Genomic DNA, 22,867 nt, shown 5'->3' with positions numbered 1-22,867 from the left:
TATTGGCTAACATATTCTACCTTTTTATTAGATTGTTAAAATTATGCCGCCATTCTAACAACCCTTAACACATCGAATATTGAGCCTCCTATTAATGTAACTATCTTTAGCTTTTGTAACTTTTGTTCATGACGTTAGGAACAAGAACAACAATTGGGAATCCTTTCTTAAAGTGATAATGTACTTCATACTCTTAATTCATTAGTTTATCACTTTGAATAACATAGAAAAGTAAAAAACGGTTTCACTAATTACAGATAAAACCGTTTAATGGCAGATTTAAACGTTATCTTTACGCATAAAAGACAGGATTTTTAACTCAGCGCCTTTTTTCACAAAGTTAATTCCAACCTGATAATAACCAGTCTCTAACTGTACTTCTAAACCTTCAATCATCACCGTATCACCATTAGTACCGTGAATAGGCAGTGACAGAGCAAAAACATCATTAAGACTAATACTACAAGAGGATTGTGCTTGTGCATTACGCGCAAAAGCCATCGTCGCAATACATTGATACACACCGGGTTGATTTACCTGCAAAATAAACTCTGTCGAACATTGAGTATTCAATTTAATCGGCCGTTCAATATGATGTGCTGAATTATTCACTAACTCTAACGTTGAATATGATGGAAAGAATTTAATTGGATGGTAGGCTTGTAAAGGACGAGACATCACCGGTGTATCAATAATAAATCGACAAATATTTGCCGCAGTACGTTGTAACTCTCCCAGCGTAAGATAGCCAGCCTCCAACGCTTGTTGAGTATCATCTTGCATAGGGTTTTGCTCTGCAACATCGTTACCGACCACCATATAAAGATCGTTTTGGGCTCGCAGCATAAAAGCCGTGTGATTTTTAGTTGCTACCCCACCTTCAATAGGATGATTCATTTTAGCCCACCAATCAGTCATGACAATACCTTGATAACCCCATTCACCACGTAAAATCGTGGTATTGAGGTCATAATTTGATGCCGTCCAGTGGCCATTTAACGGATTATACGCTGTCATTATGCTGCGTACGCCCCCTTGTTTAACCGCAATTTCAAACGGTTTGATGTGAATCTCACGTAGCGCTCTCTCAGACATAACACTATCCACATCAACACGTGCTGTTTCTTGATCATTTGCGGCAAAATGTTTGATTGTTGCTGATACTCCGGCTTGTTGTAAGCCTAATGTCTGCGATGCTGCAATTAAACCTGTCAGTAATGGATCTTCTGAAAAATATTCAAAATTACGACCATTTAAGGGATGACGATGGAGATTAATCCCAGGCCCAAGTAATGTATCGATCTGATAGGCTTGCATTTCTTGCCCAAGTAAAGCATAGAGCTGCTGATTGAGCTCCCGATTCCAAGTACAAGCAAGCAAGGTACCAATAGGGACTTGAGTTGCTTGATGACCACTATCCATGCGAATACCAGACGGCCCATCCGCAGCGGCGGCAACAGGAATACCGTAATCGAATAGTGATGAACAAACACCGCCAAATGCAGCAGCTGTTCCTGGGGTAACTTTGGCGCTACACATACCCTCACCGCGGACCAATATCGCTAGTTGCTCAGGGGATAACTGAGCGATAAAATCATTAAGGCTAGCTTTATCTTGCTTAACATCAGCTAGAGTCAATCCTCTATCTCCAGTTATCACCCAGTCCGTGGGTAAGTTCTGCTGTATCCTTTGTGCTAAGTCAACTGAGCGCTTGGGTACAGATTGATAACTTGGTAGATAAATACCATTCGCTAAACGTTTAGAAGGAGTAAGGCGTTCAAATGTGCGAATAGGAGCACAAGCCTCACTGAGCGCTTCAATTAATTCTGTATTTTCAATTATTAAAACAGCGTCAACGAATTCAGCTTGGCGTACACTACCACCAAGATAAAAGCGATACTCGCCAGCCTCCAAAACATAGCTATTGCGGTATCCAGTGATACCACTATCATCATAAGAGGCTAAAGAAGCGACCGGAACAGAAATACGAACAACTTCATGATCGTTAGGCGAGATAGCATTGGTTTTCGTAAATCCACATAACACTTTAACCGGTTTACCTAATTTCCCTTGTGGCGCTTCTACATAAAGTTGAATAACTTCTTTACTAGTAAATTTTGAGCCAACGTTTCGAACTTCAACGTCAAAATGAATTTGTGTTGGCAAATCATTCACTCTTGATGATTCATCAGACAGATTTTCATCCCATAACCATCGCACCAAACGACGTTCAAATTGGCTATATGACAAACCTGCACCAAATTCAAATTGTACAGTTTCAGGAGCAAAGGTTTCAAAGTATCGATAGCCAAGGTAAATATCTTCTGCGTATAAGTTAAAATCTTTGTGACCAAAATGCTCTGTCGTCGGGTAGTCAGACAAACGATAAGCAATTGTATCGGTAAGACGACCACTCGGAGAAGTCGCACCAGAAAGCACATCTGCTAGTGCATGACCACCTTCCATTCCTGCAGCCCAACTGTAAAGTACCGCTTTTATCGATTGCCTATCCGATAAAGTGTTTAACCATGACATGTCAATAATATTAGTCACATTCATCACAATAATTACACAAGAAAAATGACGACATACTTTATCGAGCATCTCCATTTCGAGAACCGTTAAACGATAACTCCCGGCTGCATCAGCATAATCTTTGTCTTCTCCTGCGGTACGACCAATAAAAATAATCGCTTTATCAGATTCGGCCGCTGCCTGAGAAACCAACTGTTCGCTAAGTGGCATCTCTTCCTGAAACCAAGGTTCGGTAGCCCAACCACCACCACCATCATCAAACGGATGTTCTGTTAGCCAATCTTGATACGTGGTGATTAATGACTGATTAAGACGTATATGAGGGCAAGCTTGTAAGCCTTGCAACGCATTAATTGCATAGGGAACGTTCACCGCACCACCTGATCCTGTGCCACTACGATACGTATCGATTTGACAACGACCAAACAGAGATACCGTCTCTTGAGCCATAATGGGTAAAGCATTATCGTCATTCTTAAGCAATACAATACCTTCAACCGCGGCTTGCCGACTGACTTTAGTCAAAGCTGCTTGCGCTTGCTTAATCGCTTTTTTATTCATAACACTCCTTTAAATACTGTCTTTCAGTCATGCTCTCTTGCCCATTGTTCTATAACCCCCTCTATCAAATCATTATGCTTATTTACTATTACGACATAACAAAACTCAGCAGTAGACTTTCCTGCATCTATATCTGCTGAGCTGAGTTGTTAGTTAACAATTCAAAAATCGATTACCACCACATATCCGCTTGAATACCTACTAAAAGATCAGATTTATCACGCTGAGATCCATCTAGATAAGTCGCAAGGAAGCGAATCTCTGGAGCTGGGCCAAAACCAGTCGGTACAATAATCGTTGGTGCTATCGTGAATTTATAATTGGTCGCATCATCACCAAGGCCATTAGCATCTTCCCATTTGTTATATTGGAAACCCGCTTCCGTAGCGATGAAGAAATTATTGGATATAGGGAAAGAAGGGCGGATCATCGCCGAAGCCCAACTATCTTTCCCTCCTTTATCTAAATCATTGTATTGCCCTTGGATAGAGTGAAAGAGGCTTATACCGTTTTCAAAAAAGTATCCCCCCCATACCAGAGCCCTTGCAGAAACATCACCGCTCTCCACCTTTTTCATATTGGCAGGACCTTCTAATCCCCCATTACCGGGCTTCCAAGCATTGAATGTTGTCAACGTACCACCTAATAGTTGACCCGAACCAAGACCTTTACCAACTTGGGCTATATACTTAGTAAAGCCTTTATCAGATAGACCAAATACGTTTTCGGTATGGACAATTGCAGTCATCTCGACACCGTTGCTCGAATATTTGGTACCATCGACAACGTTATCTGGTAAATATTTACCCATGGCATGCAATTCAATATTTCCGAAATCAACGCCTATATGAACAGCATGCATTGGATTATTGGCATCAATTGCCCAGAAGTTTCCTTCAGCATCATCACTCGCAATATAAGCAAAGTCCCATTTATAATCGCCCAATTCCACGCCTTCAATACCTACACCTGTACCAGACATGTCGGTATAAAAGAAGTCGGTCATAAAAATATAGTTATCTTTACCGTAGAAACGCGTGCCGCCCCAAAGCGTGCCCGTTTCGGTGACGCCATCAAACTCAACAAAAGTTTCCACCATACCGATGCTGCTGTTGGCCGCATCTGCGTTGGTGCCAAGCTGGTTATTGCCGGCTGACTGTGCGTTGTCTGCACCCACGCGTGTTTTGATACGAATTTTTTGCCCGTCATCGTTTTCAAAGTTTTTCTGTAGCGCAAGCTCAAAGTGGTTGTCCGATTCGATACCCAAGCGGCCTAGACGCTCTTTCGATGCTGGAAATTTTGAACGCTTGAAATCGTCGTTTTTACTATAGAGAGCACCTGCACGGAAGTAACCGTGGAACTCAAAACCATCAGATTTTTCAGCGTGAACAACTGGCGCTGCGGATAAACCCGTAGTCGCAACGAGACAAGCGAGGGTAAGCTTAGAAAGTTTCATATTAACTCCATGTTCCATTATTAGCCCTTAAAGAAAGCGGTTTCTTTTTTATTTATAAAAAAACTGAACATCGATGACGAACGCAAACCAAGTATTCACGTTCAACTATGCAATGAAGCTAATAAATTAAAAGCTTCAACCGCTTTGTTCAGTACGAGGTAAGTATAAAAGGATCTTCTAAGATAAAACCGTGATCACTCTCATTAAAGAAAGCGCTTTCTCGGATATTAATCACAATTTGATATTTCACTGATCAATGAATGGCAAAAACGCTTTCAAACCGTTTTTTCCCTTAAAAACGAAAAAAACCCGTGATTTTCACCACGAGCTTGATAGAGTGCGTCTTGATCAGCGTTTTTCGAAACGAATGTTATCTAAACTGACTATCATCGCAGCCGTAGGTTCAAACACCAATAAGTTATTGATCATGGTTGGATCTGCTTTATTGCCAGCCGCAAAGCGATTGGACTGCGCCAGCAAATCTGCCAGCTTAATACGCACTTCACCCCACTGGCCAATCGGTGGCAGTTCCACCGTCATATCACTGGTTTTTGGCCAGCCACTGTCGATTTTCACCATCAACTCACTGCCATCGGTCATCGACTCGACCTTGATATCAAAAATCAGCTCGCCACTCTCTAACCAGTGGCTCACATCGGTGGTCGGTGAGCGGAAATAGAGGTTGCCCGCCCCGTTTTGCTTGGTGATCTTCAGCACTTGGCCATGCTCGCCATCGGCCACTTCTTGATGAGAAACGATGTCCATTGGGTCGTAACTGCCGTAGGCCAAATTACTGTTAAGGCTGTCGGAGAAAATATCTAAATTTGGCCCATCGGCGTAGTGGTCATCTTGCGCCAAAATCGCAGGAGCTTGATGCCCTTTGACCTTCACCGCCTGATCACCGACAGTCGCACAGCCTTTGCCTTTCCAGCGATCTGCCGAGCAGCGGTACACTTTCACGTAATCGACCAGCATGGTTTTGGGAAAGTCCGACTTGTCCACACCTTTTTCATTCGCATTGGCTGCCCAAGAGCCGCCCACGGCAAGGTTAAGCAGCAGATGAAAGCGCTCATCAAACGGTGCTGCGCCTTTGGCGTTGACCAGAGCACCATCGACTTTGTATTGGCTGTACCACTCATCTTGCGTTTGTGTCGCGTAGTGAATGTTATCGACGTACCAGCGGATTTCACCTTCTTCCCATTCAATCGCGTAGGTGTGGAAGTCATCAGCTGGATTGATGCTGTTTGGCAGCAAAGCACCTTGACCACTGTAGACATTGTCTGGCCACGTTTTACCATAATGGAGACTGCCGTAAATGCGATTTTCTTGATCACCCGCTTGCGCTCCCGGCGCATCGGATTGCGCTTTCAGGTTGACCGCTTCCATGATGTCTATTTCACCAGAGGCCGCCCAAGTGCCATATTTATTGTCGGTCGGCAGCATCCAAATCGCTGGCCACGTTCCCTGCCCAGATGGTAATTTAGCGCGAATTTCAAAGCGGCCATATTTATGATCACGCTTGTCTTTAGAGCGCAGACGTGCCGAGGTAAACGGCAACGTTTTATTCATCCCTGGTTTACCCTCAGCATCATCTGAGCCAGTAAAGCTCTCTTTGTGCGCCACAATGTGCAAATAGCCATCTTGCACATAAGCATTACGTGCACGCTTGGTATAACATTGCTGCTCGTTATTACCACCGCCCCAACAGTTCTCTTCTAAGCTCCAGTTGCGTTTGTTGATTTCGCTCCCGTCAAACTCATCGGCCCAGACTAGTTGCCATTTTGGACTAGGTTCTAGCGGAATATTCTTCAATATCAATGGTTTTTGATGTTGAGTAAAATCCGTACCAACTTCGCCTTTGTCTGTTTGGATACAGCCAAAGAGTAAACCACCAAGCGTTATGGTTAGTGCGAGTTGGCTGATGCCATTATCATTATTTATTATCATTTTTATTTCCTACATTGATGCTAAATCCCTATTCCCTTCCTACTTGACGATCTATTAGTTACACTCGTCCTATTCACATTGTTTATATACTTATAGGAATTCACTTATTGTCCGCTTACCTACACCTGAAAGTCGCGGAGAAATGAACGGCCGTGAAACTCAAAAAAGAAAGCGCTTTCTTTTTTGTTGTAAGAGGAAACATAAAAACTAATCTTATCTCTAATGAAATTTTCCATTTACTCTATCGCTTAACCTTAGGTAAAAACGTGACAATCCTCATTAAGCAAGCGCTTTCTTTATGTTGAGATCACATTATAATCCTAGATAAGACACTTTTACTTCATGGCATATAAAAAGCCGCTTAGTCTTAACGATCTCGGATATCGATTACGATACTCGTCATATCACTAGGTGAAAATCTCTGGCAAGATTAAAATCTCTGCCTGAACTCAAAGAGAAAATTAAGGAGAGTTCCATTGATCACCATAAAAGAAGTATCCGAGTTGGCAAAAGTCTCTCAATCAACAGTATCAAGAGCATTGAACAACCATCCTACGGTAAAAGAAGCCAACCGTAAGAAAGTGTTTGCAGCCATAGAAAAACTGGGATACAAACCCAATGCTTTTGCTCAAGCTCTAGCATCCAGCCGTTCAAATAGTATCGGCATGCTGGTCGGCTCTCTTGATGGTCCTTTTTATGGCCCATTAATGCATCACGCGGAAAATGTTGTCAGACAAAGTAATATTCATTTGATCGTTACTAGTGGTCAAGAATCCCATAGTAAAGAACAAGATTCGATTGATTTTCTACGTTCTAAGCAAGTCGATGGACTGATTATTCATTCGGATACGCTATCTGACGATGAATTAATTGCTGTCGTTGAAAAACAACACGCTACGATCATACTCAACCGCTATATCCCGGAAATTTCCGAACAGTGTATTTTTATTGATAATGAGTTGGGCGGATACCTAGCGACTAAACATTTGCTGGAGCGAGGTCATCGTAAAGTCGCATGCATTACTGGACAACTGAGTAAAGTCGATAGCCGTGACCGCTTACAAGGATATCGTAATGCACTGGCTGAGTTTGCTATTCCTTATGACGCCAATCTGATGGTTGAAGGACGTTTTGATCACCAAGGCAATCATGAGGCAGCGCGACGTTTACTAGATAGGAATACCGAGATTTCAGCAATTTTTTGTCAAAATGATAATATTGCACTCGCCGTCTATGATGTGGCAGCCGAGCGCGGCTTAGTGATTGGTGATGATCTTTCCATCGTGGGTTTTGATAATGATACTCACAGCCAACACATACGGCCAAGATTAACCACGGTAAACTTCCCAGTAATGGAAATGGGCCATGAGGCCGCGAAAGGCGTACTTGCCTTAGTAAACAAACAACAATATCCCTTAAAACATAAATTAACACCTGAATTAATTGTACGTGATTCGGTGAAAGTTATTGGTTAACTTATTTGAAATCAGCTAGCAACTTTATAAACATTTAGGCCTCATATTCATGAGACCTAAATGTTTTTCTCAATCGAATTTATCTCTATTAAAGTCGTTATAAAAACGTTTTACTTAACGATAGAGCATAGACTCAGGTAAAGTAACAACGACTTTAGTCACTTTTGCCGTACGCGCAAAGATCTGTTGGCTAATCACCGTATTTAACTGTAATTGTGAAAATAACTGTTGGCGACCATCATCAAATATCACTTCAATTTGTCCTTCTGCTTCAACCGATAACTGATAAATAAACGGTACTTGACAGTAAGTAAAACCTAGCTGTCCAACATCCAATACATAACTGTGTTTCTCACCAGATACATCAAGACAAGTAAACGAGGCAGTTTGGGTTAAAAACTCCTGCTTTTTCAACAAATTCGGCTGAATATAAATAGAGCCATTTTTAACAATAATCCCTAACTCTGCAAATCGAGTCAAAATTTCTTCTTTGACTTGTCCTGTCATACCCGGTTGTTGAGCGCCAGCATGCTTCGGAGTATGAGAATAAGGGTCAGTTGGAAATGCACCGTAATTTTGAGGCGTTTTATTAAAACCAATACCCTGACGAACTCGATAATAATATTCTGCTAATTGCTTAGTTTCTAGGCTGTCTGGATCTAATGAAAACGCGGTTTGATAGTTTTCCAGGACCGCTAATAGCAGTTTAGAAACCATGTGCCAATAAATACACCCCAATCCTTCATAGCCAAACATTGTGCCTGAACGTCCAGTAAAGGCTTTATGATTAAATACGTGTTCATAAAGCGTCTCTAATTCGTCCCATGACTCTGTCGCTAACTCTGGATAATCACCTTTAATGTTTTGTATAGCGCTACGTAGGACACCCACATTTTCAAACGAAGCATGGAAGTGATAATCACCATGAACGTCTTGCTGTATAATCCGTTGATCATCTCTCGCTAGCATTTGAGTGATGGCAAGTTTAGCGGTAACATCAGTAACATCAATACGGTTGCGTTGAACAAAAGCCGGTAATTCTCGATCTGGGTACAACATAAAACTTTGTTGATCATCACGATACATTTCACTATTAAATAACTTACCTAATAACATGACCGCTTGCTTAGGCGATAAAATACCAGCACTAAGTACCGCAACTTGTCCTTCTAACATTGGGTAAAGCGGTTCAATATTGAGACTTTCGCCAGAATAATTGAGAATGTTATACGCATTATATAATCCATCATCACGCAAGTTATGATGAATGCTCGAGTCGAGAACCTGCAAACTTGCGTCCAGTAACTTATCAAATACATTTTTTTCAACTTTCATTTTTCCTGAAAGTCCATTCATACGATAAATACGCTGACGATAATCATCAGCAGCTTTCTCAAGCTGGGTAAGAATCGCTTTACGAGTTTGACGATTCACCGTCCCTTGCCGAATCTCTTTTACGGCGTCTTGCAAGATGCGAGTAGTAGATTGCATCCAATCAAAGACCTCTTGAGAAATCGATACAGAGTTTGGTATATCGGCCAATAAATCATGCAGAAAAGTGACGTAACGGCGCATATAATACAAGGTGACCATTGATAAACCATTACCGACAATTGCATTGTTAGCATCGTTCCATTCTGGCCGCTGCGTGTTGAGCCAAATGCCGCCATCGAGCACTAAATTGCTTAGTTTAGCTAATAGCGGAACCACGATTTTTTCACACAGATTCACTTGATAGACATTCTCTTCACCATCAAGAATTAAGCGTCCATCACTTCCTAGTCGAGCAACTCTATCTTCAATGATTTTTTGTAAATCATGATTGAATACGACAGTATTTTTAGGATTAGCAAATAACTTCTCAACACTACAGAGTTCATACGGCACGTTAGCGTAACTAAAGATATCACTGCAAAGTAACTCATTGAGTTCTTCTGCTTGATATTGTTTCGCGAGTTCAAGGAACTTCAATAAATAAATAATCTGATGATCCCCCCAATAACCTATATTACTCCAAGGATCATCAACTTCTACCTGCTCCCAATCAATCCCCTCTTTCGTAATACGATAAGGATTATAGCCATCCATCGTAGAAGCATTAACAAATTTAGCCATGAATGAAGTAATAAAGCCCGGATAACTCAGTGCGAGCGCTTCCCAGTTTTGAAAAATATCACGCCAGTTGCCTTGATAGGATAGTAAACGCTCTCCCTTCTCATCTTTCAATTTTATTTCATAATGATTCCATGGGCGGCTGGGATCACCATGACGACGACCAAATGTTAATGGCAAATATTCATAACTCAAACGAACTAATTGTGGATCATCCGTTTGTTTTGCCAAAGTAATTAACTGAGCGTGAGTGAGGGAGTCAGGCAACTCCGCAAAAAATAAATCATGACGAGTTACCAATGTTGAGTTGGTTTTCATCATGGTTTTTAGAATATCTTGTTTATCTAACCAGTAGTTATTTTCAACCACACCACCACGCATACCATTAAAAAGTACGTTAGCATAATGATGAACAAAGGTTGTCTCTTCGGCGGTAACTTGCCATGCATCTACACCCGACATTAAGGCGATCAGCTCTTGTTGATTTTTAGCAATGCTAATTTCAATCTGTGTTTCTATATCATCGGTTTTAAGTTTCTGCTCAAGTTCTCGCACTGCGCAATGATTTTTGTCGATATCAGCAATAATCAACCAGTGCTTCTCTGTTCCAGCAGCCAATGTGAATCGCTTATTTAGTAAATAGCTACCACGCACACCGCGAGTTAGAGATTCACTAACAATACTCTCTCCACGACGAAATGCCGTTAATTGTTCGCTGCTAAGTAAGATACTATTATCATCACTATCAATACTAAAGATCGTTGTAGCCAATAACGACTCCGCAGGCTCAGCGCGATCACTGAGTTTGGCATACATGGTATAAAGCGCAAGTGAGGTCCCTTCTACTTGCTCGTTCCATTTATAAGCATCAACGAGAGCGCTGCGCGTTTGTAAAGCCGATAGCGGTGCACCTGAGGGTAATACATTCTGTAAACCATCTAGGATATCCAATTGACGATCTTGACCTGAAAGATCGCTAATCTGCGCACGGCGAACAAACCCAAATGCTTCACTCGTAGCCCAAGAATACTGAAATTTGATCTGTAGCGTATGGTTTATCTCTTCAAAAACAATTTTGTCCCCCATACTATTTTTATATAGATTCCGCTCAAGCTGATAAAGCCCATCATGAAAACGATTAAACGGTTCCCAAAGCATGATACTCTCATCATGCTTGAGACGAACAATCGTTTTAGAGCCGGTATTTTCGGCACTTTCATGAATGTGATCGACCGATTTATAAGGAAATAACGCATTCTCTGGACGAATACGCCCTGCAGATAAACTCCCTGTCGAAGAGATAAAGAGCCAATGATCGCTGGCAGATACGATACTGATAAAAAATGGATCCATATTATCGACGTGAGAAATTTTGTAATAACGTTCACCCAATAGATCGATGAAACGACCAGAAACCGATTGAGTTTGATTTTTTCCAATATTCATAGTTTATTCCAACATTTATTCTGTCTAAGAAAGCAAAAAGAAAGCGCTTTCAAAAAATATCAAATAATTAACTGCGCGGTTTATCAGCTGGTTGATTCAAGATGATGACAGCGCGCAAAATGGTTTTCAGTCACTTGAATCGCGGGAGGTAGCGATTGGTCACATACAGATGTAGCTTTCAAGCAACGAGGAGCAAAGGGACAGCCCACACTACTTGGCTTCCAAAGTGGAATTTCCCCTTTTTTAGCTTTTAATTCACGCCGTCCCGCACGCCCAACCTCAGGAACCGCTGAAAGTAATAACTGAGAATAAGGATGTTGCGGATTTTGAGTTACACTATCGCTCTCTCCCCATTCGACCATATGACCGACATACATGACCGCTGTCTTTTCTGCAAAATAACGTGCTGTCGCGATATCGTGAGTAATATACATAAACGAAATACCGTGTTTATTTTTTAAATCAGCCATTAAATTAAGAATGCCAAGACGTACGGAAACATCGAGCATAGAGATAGGCTCATCTGCTAAAATCACTTCAGGATCTACCGCTATCGCTCGTGCAATAGCGACACGTTGACGCTGCCCACCACTCAGCTCATACGGATATTTCTCAGCAGTTTCTACTGCAGGTGATAAACCAACCAACTCAAGTAATTCATATACTAAGCGTGGTATTACCTGGTTATCTGCACGCCTATGGATTTGCAGAGGTCGAGCTATATGATGATAAATCGTGTGCACAGGGTTCAGAGAACCAAAAGGATCTTGAAAAATCATCTGAACTTGACGGGCGTATTCTAGTTCGCCGTGTTGCTTAATATAATCCGCTAACGGTTGGCCTTTAAAAGTAATTTCACCCTCAGTTTTGTCATAGATACGCGTTAATATTCTGGCTCCAGTACTTTTTCCTGAGCCCGACTCACCCACAATCGCTAATGCTTCTCCCTTACGCAGTTCAAATGAAACATCATTGACGGCACGCATAAGGTTAGTTTTTAAGGACTGTCCAAGAGGGAAGTCTTTGACTAGATTTCTAATCGACAGAATCACCTCTGGCGTATTATTTTGCTGCATACTTCCCCCTAATTAAACCAAATGACAAGCAACTTGGCTGCTATTACTTACACGAGTCAAGCTTGGTTGCTGCTGTTGACACTCTGTGTAACACAATGTGCAACGCTCTTGAAAATTGCACCCAACGGGTAATTGCAGCAAATTAACTGGATTCCCAGGAATGCCGTAAAGACGTTCTTTAGGACCATGAATAGTAGGAAAGGAAGAGATTAAACCTTTAGTGTAAGGATGTTGTGAGTCACCAAAAACATTTTGCGCCTCCCCCAGTTCAATCAAATTACCGGCGTACATCACACCAATACGATCGGCAATTTCACCCATTAAACTTAAATCATGGCTAATGAATAAAATCGAGAAGCCAAATTTACTTTTAAGTTCATAAAGCTCATTCAAAATTTCTCGTTCTACCACGACATCTAATGCCGTGGTCGGCTCATCCATGATGATCAGCTTAGGTTCAAGGGCTAATGCCACTGCAATAACAACTCGCTGGCGCATGCCGCCGCTAAGTTGATGCGGAAAACTATGAATACGATCAGCATGAATACCAACGATCTTAAGTAGCTCCACTGCTCGTTCAAGCGCTTGTTTATAACTCACTTTGCGATGAGCAAGAATAACATCCGTTAACTGTTCACCAATCGTTATCACTGGATTGAGTGAATTCATTGCACTTTGAAAAACGACTGAAACATCATTCCATCGAAAATCCCTTAACTGGCGATCATTCATTTTCAATACGTCTTTACCTTGATAGAGAATTTCGCCTTCCGAAATCAACGCAGGGGCTTTATGTAATCGTGAAATAGCAAACGCTAACGTACTTTTACCGCAACCGGATTCTCCTGCAATACCTAGGGTTTCACCAGGAGCAATCGTTAAGCTGACGTTATTAACGGCTCGAGCGACACCATTCGGTGAGACATAATCGACACACAAGTTATTAATTTCCAGTAACTGACTCATACTAGACCCCGACGTTTATCTGCTTGCTTTTTCAATTGATGCCATAATTTAATATGTGGCCCCGTGCGAAGTTTCGGGTTACTCACTTGATCAATTGACATATTAATCAACGCAAGCGCCCCCCCCGTTATCGCTAGAGCTGAAGCTGGCACCATCATTTCCCACCAAGCCCCAGTATAAAGTGATGAAGAAGTCTGAGCCCAATACAGCATTGATCCCCAGCTCACTTCCGTAGCGTCGCCTAAACCGAGAATTCCCAACCCAGCCTCAGCCCCCATGGCATAGATCACCGTGCCTAAAAAACCACCAAAAACTATTGAAACTAGGTTAGGCAAAATTTCTACTAAGATAATACGAATTTTTGATTCACCCATGACTTCTGCAGAAATAATGAATTCTTTATTACGAATCGCCATCGTTTGTGAACGAATCACTCGCGCTCCCCAAGGCCAGGAGGTGATTCCAAGTAAGATCGTTATCACTAGTGACCCAACTTGTCCCAAAAAGGCAGCTAAAACAATCAACAGTGGTAACTGTGGGAAAACAAGAAACACATTCGTTAGGAAATTCAAACGTTCATCAATTTTTCCACCGAAATAACCTGATGAAACACCAATAATAACCGCCAAACTCATGGCAATAATACCGGCAGAAATAGCAACCGTTAGTGATTTACGTGCACCATAGAGGACTTGGCTATAGACATCACGTCCACCACGTGTAGTCCCCAAAACATGTTCCGCGTTCGGAGCTATATGAGGACGAGCAACGCGGCGTTCGGGGTCATGGCTGGCAAGTATCGGGGCAAAGAGCGCTCCACATAAAATTATTGAGAGTAGTAACCCGCCAATAATCGCTGGAGGATTGCCATAGAAAAAGGCATAGATTTTACCTAATGATTTTTTTATCTTTTTCCAAGAGAAGCGAGATTCACGGGCATAACGCTCCCCTAGTTCAGACTCTTTATGGTTATGAATTGTCTTATCCATGTTACACCTTAATGAGAAATACGAGGATCAAGCCAGACATAGAGCAGATCGGCGATAAAGTTAGCCGTTAGAACCGCTGTCACTAAAATCAATAAAATGGCCTGAATTAATGGATAATCACGAGCAACAATACCTTTCAATAAAATGTTGCCCAATCCTTGATAATTAAATACAACTTCGGTCATGATTGAACCCGCGAAAGAAAAACCAATCGCCATAGCAATTGCAGTTGCAACTGGTAAAATGGCATTTCTACCTGCATAGCGATACATCACTCGAAAACTGCTTAATCCTTTGGCTTCAGCCATAGTGACATAATCTTCCCCAAGAACATTGATCATCGCATTACGCATGTTAAACACCCAGGTCGCAATGCCGACAACAACCATTGAACCTAAAGGGAGAACCGCATGCTTGATGACACTAACGATGAATTCAAAATTAAAGCCTGGTCGTAATGACGGATCATAAGTATAAGCCAGTGGTAATAACTCTAACTTCAAACCAAAGAAGTAAAACAGTAACAGTGCCGTAACGACATAAGGAAAATTACTAATGAATGCCAACACTGGAGGTACAACTTGGCCAAATAATCCTTCACGACGATACGATGCATAGGTTCCGATACTGACACCAATAATTAATGCAACGATTAATGATCCCAATGCCAGAAACATGGTCCATGGTAATGCCATAGCAATCACGTCTGAAACACTCACAGGAAACATTAAAATTGAAGGCCCTAATTCAAGCGTGAAGACACTTTTTATGTAAGCAAGATACTGCTCAAATAAATTACCATCGACAAATCCATACATTTCCCGCACGGCATCCATTTGCGCAGGATCCATACGTCCTTGTGCTGCGGCAAATAATGCATCGACGGGATCGCCAGGCATCAAACGCGGTAACATGAAATTAAATGAAATCGCAATCAAAAAGGCTGTGAAATAAAAACCAAAACGACGAAGTAAAAACGACATAGTACACCTTTAACCTCGTTGCCATCCCTAAATCGATGGCAACTACCTATTAAAACTAACCCGTTATTTCAGGTGTAAATTATTAAGAATTAGCACTCGTTTCCCACCATCATACCAGACCGGTTGAACGTATGGATTCTCTGCATTCGGCCACCCGACAATTTTTGCGGTACTATATTGGAACCACGTTGGATTAGAAAAGAGTGGAATAAACGGGATGTTTTCAGCGGTATACTTTTGCAGTTGTGAGAGAATCTCTCGTTGCTTATCTGCATCTCCAGTCTTACCAAAACTATCAATTAATTGATCAATCTGAGGTGAGTTGATTCCATGTCCAGCATGCCAAGTCTTACCAATTCTAGAAGTATGATAATACTCTTGGAAAGCTAATATTGGGTTAGTAGCGACCATCGACCAATTGATCGACATACTATATTTACCCTCTTTTAAGTTGGCATCATAAACAGCCCAATCAACCGTTTTAATGTTCGCTTTAATTCCAATCTCTTCAAAGTATTCACTCACCATCTGTGCAACTTGAATCCAATCCGTCCAACCATTAACTACTTCAATATCAAACGAGACTGTAGAACCATCATTATTATTGCGCAAGCCATCACCATTACGATCGATAATTCCTGCTTCATCTAATAATTTTTTTGCTTTTTCCACATCGTATTGACTTAAATAACCATACTTTTCGTTAATTTTTGGATCTATATAGGTTTGATATAATTCTGCAATCCCCCCCACGTTGTGATTAGGCGTTGGATAGCCGTAAGCTGCGATATCAACAATGGCTTCACGATCTAATGCCATCGAGAGTGCTTGGCGTACGCGTAAATCATTAAAAGGAGCTTGTTTGGTATTCATATATAGATGAATGGCGTCATTAGCGGGATACCAGAAATGATTATTCGCTTTATTAACACCAACAAAGGTTGATTCAACATCAGCGATAAAATTTGAGCCCCAGTCAATTTCACCCTTCATCAAGGCAGGTTGGATTTGAGAGTTATCATTGTAAGAGCGGAAATTAATACAATCTAAATAAGGCCGACCTTCTAAATAATACTTAGGGTTACGACATAGCTCCATTTGCTGAGGCCTGATATATTTGACTACCGTCATCGGGCCGCTACCTACCGGATTTGGGTTCGTGAATGTCGTTAAATTTTCCACTTTTGACCAAATATGTTTTGGTACAATATGGTAACGCTCTAAATTCCATACAAATGTAGAATCTGCCTCAGCAAGTTCAAATACGATGGTCGTGCTGTCTTTGGCAGTGATTGTTTGTAGGTTGTTAGCTGACCAAATGCCACGTTGATCGAACGCAGGAGCGTCCTTGGTCAACATAAAACTATAAACAACATCATCGGCAGTGAGCGGAGCACCATCAGACCATTGCAAACCGTCACGAAGTTTTAAAGTAATGGTTTTAAGATCATCTGAATAAGTATAAGACTTAGCTAAACGAAAATCGGTCTTACCTGTCATGTTGTTAAAGACCATCAACGGCTCGAACATCACCCCATGGAGTAAATCTTTTGTAGTATACGGATTAAAGTTATCAACGAAGCCTGTATTGATGATCGGCACAGTAAGTGTCCCGCCTTGCTTAATTTCAGCCGCAGTCACAGTAACACTGGACATCATCAGTCCAGCAGCGAAAGTAGCAAGCAACTTGTTCTTATCCATCTCATATGTCCTTGTTTTAATTGAATACTTAAAAGCAATTCCTAGATAAATTTAGTGATTTTTTTTCAAAAACTTAATGGAAAAACCAAAAGAAAGCGCTTTCTTTAGTAAATTCTGCTGCTTTAACTTCGATTATTCAAATCAGAATCAGTAAAACAAACCTTAGATCACATTTTAAATAAATTCATATTTATCAGTTGCTTACACATGAATCATAACATAATAAAATAAAAAACCTTTTTATTCATACAGTTATGACATGAACAAAGCCTTCTGTTTTGTGAAATAAGATGGATTTTTATCGCTTTTATTATCATCGTTAGTAATAATTATGATTTTAATCCTAGATTAGAAAAGCATGCGCCAAAAAGAAAGCGCTTTCTTTTTGGCGCATTAAATGAAATGATAATGGTTAACTTACGACATAAAAAAGAGAGAAAAGTAATCATGAATGAGCTTCGCTTCTGGAATGGTAATAAATCTTTGGCTCGTCAACAGCATGAGTTTAATGTGTTATCTGCTATACAGCAGGGGGGCAATATGCCATGGTCGATTATTCATGACACCACTGATTATCCTAACGCTGAGGATGAAAGTAGAATTTTCCAACGTGGCGCGGATTTGCTAACTACCGTCGCAGGTAATCGTAAATTTGCTCAAGATGAACATATTGCTATTCACCAGCCGATCTGTGGAGGAATCCTCGGCTGTCGAATATTAGTTATCCGTACTTCAGAGCAAGCCTTGTTTGATCATATCGAAGAATCAGCGTTAAAAAATAAAATCGCAGGAATTCCAGCCACTTGGGCAGATGCAGATTTATTACGCTATAACGGCTATCAAGTACTTGAAAAAGGTTCGCTAGACCAAATGTTTCTTATGCTGAGAGAAGGATTATGTGACTTTATTCCTCTGGGCATCAATGAAGTACAAAGCTTATTTAAACAGTCATCAAATACAAATCAAGAGATCACAATTGAAACAAACATGATGTTGTTTTATCCATTACCGATTGTATTTTACCTTCACCCTCAGCGATTGGATCTAAAAAAATCTATTGAACGTGGTATAGAGAAGTTAACGCAAAATGGAACACTACAACGAATCTATCGGTATCATTACCAAAATGCTATTCAATCAATGACTCCAGAAAAACGTCGTATCATACAACTAACTAACCCCAATTTAAATCAGCATTGGCTTGGATTTAAAGCATATTATATGAAATAATGAATATCATTTTACTATTTCTGGATATCTTAAACTGTCACTCATTATAATAACTAAAAAGCTTATAAACATGTTGTGAAGACATCGCAGAAAGAAAACCGCTGTAATTAAGACTGAACGAGACTTTCTGCCCTACCAATAGTTTTTCGCCAAGTGTTTCAACAATCAAGTGATCACTGGTCGAAGAGACAATGGTGATCCCTTGCGGCGGCGTTAACCCTGATACATCAACATCCTGACGACCTATAGCCAAAATCGCTTGGGTCACGAATCCTCTATCTTCAATCGGTTGCTGTTCTCCAAAGGCATTATTACCACGCTTGCCCCAAGGCAAAGAGGGTTTTAAGTTAGACTCTATGACTTCAGCGGTTAAGATCATCGCATCGGTTTGTAAGCCAGCCAGTGTTTCTTGATATAGGGATTCATAGCCAAAAAATATTGCCTCTCCTATACGCAGATGATTGATTCGTGTCTCGCCAGTGTGTGCCAACGCCCATTGTAATGACGCAGAGTTGCCACCGGAAATAATGTCTAGATGAATATCAAAGGTGCCTTCAATTTCATCCGCTAACGCTGATAATACCGCCATTTTTTGCTCATCTGGAGCAATCCCATAACGGCAGGCTAAGTTTGCCCCAATACCTTTAATAATAATATTGGGTAGCAACACGATACGACGTATGAAATCAACCAGATCTTTTGCCATCACTCCTTCGCGTAAGTCACCTAATTCAACCATAATTATCACGCTGTGATCGCTATTGGTTCGCTGAGCTTCGTCAGAAAGCGCTTGAATCACTTCAATTTCGGTATTCAGGCTGATACTACAATCACTAATGACCCCTGCTATTTGACTGAGCATCGGTGTCCGAATCAACATCAAAGGTATCGAAATACCAGAGCAGCGCATACGTTGCATGTTTTCGACTCGAGAATCAGCCAGCATTGTCGCTCCAGCATTAATAAATAGTTGTGCCAGTAAGGGGTGGCCTGAGCTGGCTTTGGTTACGGGGGTCACTGAAATGGCCTTTAGATGCAATTCAGCCATAAGATATTGAGTATTATGAATAATCTTTGTGCAGTTAATTTCTAATCGGGGGTAGTTCACCCTTCCGTCACCATTTTACTGGCTAGCTGCGGATAAACCGATTCCACCATATGTAAAAGTGCATCAATCGGTTGTGATAGTGGATCAGTAACAGGAATGCCCAACTCGGCAGAGTAAGTCGCGATAGCTATCTCTACCTCATCTGCGGACATTTGTTCATGATTTAAGGTTAAGCCAATGACAGACGTCTTCGCAAAGGTTTCAATTAGATTGATTTCAGATTGGGCAGAAGGCATTAACATTTCTGGAAAATCGGTACGGTAAAGGCGATGCGGAGCATGCTGTAAAATCACACTGGTCGGGCAACTGCCACGTAAAATAAACGAACTGGTTGAAAACGCTGGATGGCTTAATGCTCCCTGCCCTTCAATGATAATAAGATCGGGCTGCTCAATTTGATAAGCTTTGACGATCACCGCTTCTAGCTCTCCAGCACAAAATTGAGAGGGAACCGCATCTAAAGCAACGCAATAAGGGGCCCCCTGCATGATTCCGGTTTGTCCTGTAGCAATCATCACGACATTCAGTCCTCTCGCGCGCAGCGCATTAGATAAGATAGTCGCTGTGGTTCGCTTGCCCAGAGCGCAATCGGTACCCATGATTGCGATTCTAGGACAAAGTACGCTATGTATCTTACCGCTGAATGTTTGCAGTTCTGCTTTGTTTTTAGGTTTACGAATATCTAAAATATGCACATCATTACGAAGACTTGACTCGACAAATAATGGGTTATCAGTGAGAAACTCATGCAGCCCGTTAACAATATTCATTTTTGATTCCATTGCTTCTAGAATCAATGTCTTTTCGTCATCAGACAACAAGCCATTGGAAGGGGCAATACCAAAAATAAAATAATCAGGCGTTACTCCTGCATGTTGCAGCGCCGCTTGAATTGTGGCCATTACGGGCACACCATTTTTTTCCTCGTTAAGTACCTCTCCTGAATCTAGCCCAGCAGATTGACTATCCACGACCGATAAAATCCGATAATTTTCAGAATGCCTAACCAATCCATTGGCAGTTTTACCATCCACCTTACCAAAATTGCCTTCGCAATAGATGATGGCAGTCGGAATATTGGGGATGATCGAAGCTAAGGCTGATGGACGGTTTTTGTTATTAGCAACAGTACGAGGATGGAAACGTTTATTGAGTATTGGGGTTGCAAGAGACATAGAAAAGCCTAATCAATTAAGGCTTAGATGGGCAACTCAGGAGTGCCGATCAGTCACATCGGAAAAGAAAAGAAGTCCCTACTAAGCGGTAAGGAGAGACCGCACAGTAGCACACTTATTCAAATATTATCGGCTCTTCTCATTTATCTAGCTTAATATACTCGCACTACTTGAAGTTGCAGGTAGGCGGCAAGTGAGTTAATCCCCATGAGCATAGACAGACTCTATGATTGGGGTGAACGAACGTAGTCAACACCGCTGCAGCTTCAAGTAGGGAGGGGATAAACAATAATAAATATGACGATCGTAGTAGTGATACCTATTCAATGAAGCGAAGGTGAACTTCTGGAATGATACAAAAATAAAATTGAAAGACATTCGCATTCATGTCAACATGGTTATGTTATAACATATTAAACAGACCAGCCCGAAAGTTAATATAATGAAAAATAAAAAAAAGATTTTAGATGTCAAAAACTTAAGCTTACGTATTGATGGAAATCTACTTTTAAACAACGTTAACTTTCAGCTATATCAGGGGGAACGCGTCGCGTTATTAGGCGCTTCAGGGTCTGGTAAATCACTGACCGCTAGAGCAATCAGTGGTACTTTACCTCCTTACTGCGATATTGAGGGAGAAATCGATTTCGATGGCGATAGTATTGCACAACAGCCAATTTTGGCCCGCCGTTCCAAATCGCGCGTAGCAACGATCTTCCAAGATAGTTTTAGCGCACTCAATCCACTGATGAGTGTCGGTAAACAAATGCTGCTTAGTACTCACCTCCGTTCGCAGCATGAATTGCAAACCCTAATGAATAAAATGCAATTATCTAATGGTGATGATCTCCTGTCTCGTTTACCTTGTGAGCTCTCCGGCGGACAACGACAACGTTTATGTATTGCTTTTGCGCTGTTAAGTGGCTCAAGCCTACTCGTCGCCGATGAACCAACAACCGCACTCGATGTCATTAATCAAAAACAGGTCATCACTTTACTTCAGCAATGTTGCGGTGAGCGTTGTCATCACGATCAACAGCTGCATAGCCATCGCCTTTCTCTGCTCTTTATTACTCATGACATTAATGTCGCGGCTCAACTGTGCCAAAGAGCAATTGTGATGGAAAATGGTCGTATTGTAGAAACTGGCAGCATGAACGGTCTTCTCACCTCCCCCGCTCATCCTTATACCCAGCAACTGGTTAAGGCGGCAAGCAACCACAACCTCAATGAGCTTATCATACCAACAAGAGTGGCGAGTGCATGCTAAAACATATTGATCCGCATGCATATTTTCTTGTGCTCAATGCATTAAATTACAGTTATAGAACTGCGAAAAAAAAACACACCATCATTGATTCTCTTTCGCTATCCATCGGACAACAAGAACGTGTTGGCTTAGTTGGAGAGTCAGGCAGTGGCAAATCGACACTATTAAAGCTGATCCTAGGTTTAGCGGCACCGCAGACGGGACAAATACATTGTGCGGGAATGCCCATTATCCACTCACCTTGGCAAACACTAAAAAATTATCGACGTTTGGTACAATATATTCCACAAGACCCTCATACCGCCTTGCCTCCCACTCAAACCGTAGCAAAATTGCTCGCAGAACCGCTTAAACGATTGGCAGTAGGGAAACCTTGTCAAGCCGCCTTAGAGCGTGCCGTTAAACAAGTCGAGTTACCTGTTAGTATTCTTTATAAGAAGGCAGGTGAACTCTCGGGCGGTCAAGCTCAGCGGATTGCATTAGCTCGTTCATTGATTATACAACCTAAATTTCTATTAGCAGACGAGCCAACCAGTGGCCTTGACCTCCCATTGAGAGAGCAAATTAAGTCGTTACTGAAAAGGGTCTGTCATGAAAACCAGATGGGATTACTCGTCGTGACTCATGATATTTCTCTGGTATCGGATTTATGTGAGCGAATGCTAGTCATGCACCAAGGACAAATTATTGAAGATGGTGCAACCGGTGAGGTGATCGCATCACCAGTGCACCTTTATAGCCAAAAATTGATCGAAGCCGTACCTAGAATTGATTTCCACCATCTCCACGACCAATCATCTTCCCACACCGTTTGATTATTTAAGGATTCACAACGCG

At 41.5% G+C, this 22,867-nt stretch carries 15 protein-coding genes; 4 read left to right on the top strand and 11 right to left on the bottom strand.

The window, feature by feature from the left end; genetic code table 11:
- Window positions 1-279: 279 nt before the first annotated feature.
- The 3 genes from FKN88_RS06080 to FKN88_RS06070 form a co-directional block, all read right to left on the bottom strand.
- Window positions 280-3,096, bottom strand: a complete 2,817-nt coding sequence (locus FKN88_RS06080) for a glycoside hydrolase family 3 C-terminal domain-containing protein (protein ID WP_187985746.1) — start codon at window positions 3,094-3,096, stop codon at window positions 280-282.
- 172 nt (window positions 3,097-3,268) lie between these two features.
- Window positions 3,269-4,552 (bottom strand): carbohydrate porin, encoded by a 1,284-nt coding sequence (locus tag FKN88_RS06075; protein ID WP_154168019.1) that lies wholly within the window; start codon window positions 4,550-4,552, stop codon window positions 3,269-3,271.
- 348 nt (window positions 4,553-4,900) lie between these two features.
- Window positions 4,901-6,499 carry a glycoside hydrolase family 16 protein gene (locus FKN88_RS06070; RefSeq protein WP_306687276.1) on the bottom strand — a complete coding sequence of 533 codons (1,599 nt, stop codon included), beginning with the start codon at window positions 6,497-6,499 and terminating at the stop codon, window positions 4,901-4,903.
- 476 nt (window positions 6,500-6,975) lie between these two features.
- Here FKN88_RS06070 and FKN88_RS06065 point away from each other — a divergent pair, with 476 nt between their 5' ends.
- Window positions 6,976-7,974 carry a LacI family DNA-binding transcriptional regulator gene (locus FKN88_RS06065; RefSeq protein ID WP_004395164.1) on the top strand — a complete coding sequence of 333 codons (999 nt, stop codon included), beginning with the start codon at window positions 6,976-6,978 and terminating at the stop codon, window positions 7,972-7,974.
- 114 nt (window positions 7,975-8,088) lie between these two features.
- Here FKN88_RS06065 and FKN88_RS06060 read toward each other — a convergent pair whose 3' ends face one another.
- The 6 genes from FKN88_RS06060 to FKN88_RS06035 all read right to left on the bottom strand — a co-directional run bounded on the left by FKN88_RS06060 (window position 8,089) and on the right by FKN88_RS06035 (window position 17,247).
- On the bottom strand, window positions 8,089-11,532 hold the full coding sequence (locus FKN88_RS06060; protein WP_187985744.1) for a hypothetical protein: 3,444 nt from the start codon (window positions 11,530-11,532) through the stop codon (window positions 8,089-8,091).
- Between the two features lie 83 nt (window positions 11,533-11,615).
- Window positions 11,616-12,608: an ABC transporter ATP-binding protein gene (locus FKN88_RS06055; protein WP_004395163.1), complete on the bottom strand. Its 993-nt coding sequence runs from the start codon at window positions 12,606-12,608 to the stop codon at window positions 11,616-11,618.
- 12 nt (window positions 12,609-12,620) lie between these two features.
- Window positions 12,621-13,574 (bottom strand): ABC transporter ATP-binding protein, encoded by a 954-nt coding sequence (locus FKN88_RS06050; RefSeq protein ID WP_004395162.1) that lies wholly within the window; start codon window positions 13,572-13,574, stop codon window positions 12,621-12,623.
- Window positions 13,571-14,563 (bottom strand): ABC transporter permease, encoded by a 993-nt coding sequence (locus FKN88_RS06045; RefSeq protein ID WP_004395161.1) that lies wholly within the window; start codon window positions 14,561-14,563, stop codon window positions 13,571-13,573. The genes FKN88_RS06050 and FKN88_RS06045 overlap by 4 nt, the downstream gene beginning before the upstream one ends.
- An 8-nt stretch (window positions 14,564-14,571) precedes the next feature.
- On the bottom strand, window positions 14,572-15,546 hold the full coding sequence (locus tag FKN88_RS06040; RefSeq protein WP_004395160.1) for an ABC transporter permease: 975 nt from the start codon (window positions 15,544-15,546) through the stop codon (window positions 14,572-14,574).
- Window positions 15,547-15,609: 63 nt separating this feature from the next.
- Window positions 15,610-17,247 (bottom strand): ABC transporter substrate-binding protein, encoded by a 1,638-nt coding sequence (locus FKN88_RS06035; protein WP_004395159.1) that lies wholly within the window; start codon window positions 17,245-17,247, stop codon window positions 15,610-15,612.
- Between the two features lie 408 nt (window positions 17,248-17,655).
- Here FKN88_RS06035 and FKN88_RS06030 point away from each other — a divergent pair, with 408 nt between their 5' ends.
- Window positions 17,656-18,477 (top strand): transporter substrate-binding domain-containing protein, encoded by an 822-nt coding sequence (locus FKN88_RS06030; RefSeq protein WP_154168015.1) that lies wholly within the window; start codon window positions 17,656-17,658, stop codon window positions 18,475-18,477.
- Between the two features lie 37 nt (window positions 18,478-18,514).
- Here the strand turns inward: FKN88_RS06030 and FKN88_RS06025 are convergent, their stop codons facing one another.
- Together FKN88_RS06025 and FKN88_RS06020 are read right to left on the bottom strand one after the other, a co-directional pair.
- Complete coding sequence (locus FKN88_RS06025) at window positions 18,515-19,585, bottom strand: alanine/ornithine racemase family PLP-dependent enzyme (RefSeq protein ID WP_306687277.1); 1,071 nt, start codon at window positions 19,583-19,585, stop codon at window positions 18,515-18,517.
- Complete coding sequence (locus FKN88_RS06020) at window positions 19,582-20,760, bottom strand: DUF1611 domain-containing protein (protein WP_154168013.1); 1,179 nt, start codon at window positions 20,758-20,760, stop codon at window positions 19,582-19,584. The genes FKN88_RS06025 and FKN88_RS06020 overlap by 4 nt, the downstream gene beginning before the upstream one ends.
- A gap of 442 nt (window positions 20,761-21,202) precedes the next feature.
- On the opposite strand from FKN88_RS06020, the gene FKN88_RS06015 reads away from it, so the two are divergent.
- Together FKN88_RS06015 and FKN88_RS06010 are read left to right on the top strand one after the other, a co-directional pair.
- Complete coding sequence (locus tag FKN88_RS06015; protein WP_161426428.1) at window positions 21,203-22,030, top strand: ABC transporter ATP-binding protein; 828 nt, start codon at window positions 21,203-21,205, stop codon at window positions 22,028-22,030.
- The gene (locus FKN88_RS06010; RefSeq protein WP_306687278.1) at window positions 22,024-22,845 is read left to right on the top strand and encodes an ABC transporter ATP-binding protein; all 822 of its coding nucleotides are present in this window, start codon (window positions 22,024-22,026) and stop codon (window positions 22,843-22,845) included. Before FKN88_RS06015 ends, FKN88_RS06010 begins: the two co-directional genes overlap by 7 nt.
- Window positions 22,846-22,867 lie beyond the last annotated feature (22 nt).

The organism is Vibrio sp. 2017_1457_13 (assembly GCF_030851525.1).
Taxonomy (GTDB): domain Bacteria; phylum Pseudomonadota; class Gammaproteobacteria; order Enterobacterales; family Vibrionaceae; genus Vibrio; species Vibrio metschnikovii.
This window is presented reverse-complemented; position numbering and strand designations above follow the sequence as displayed.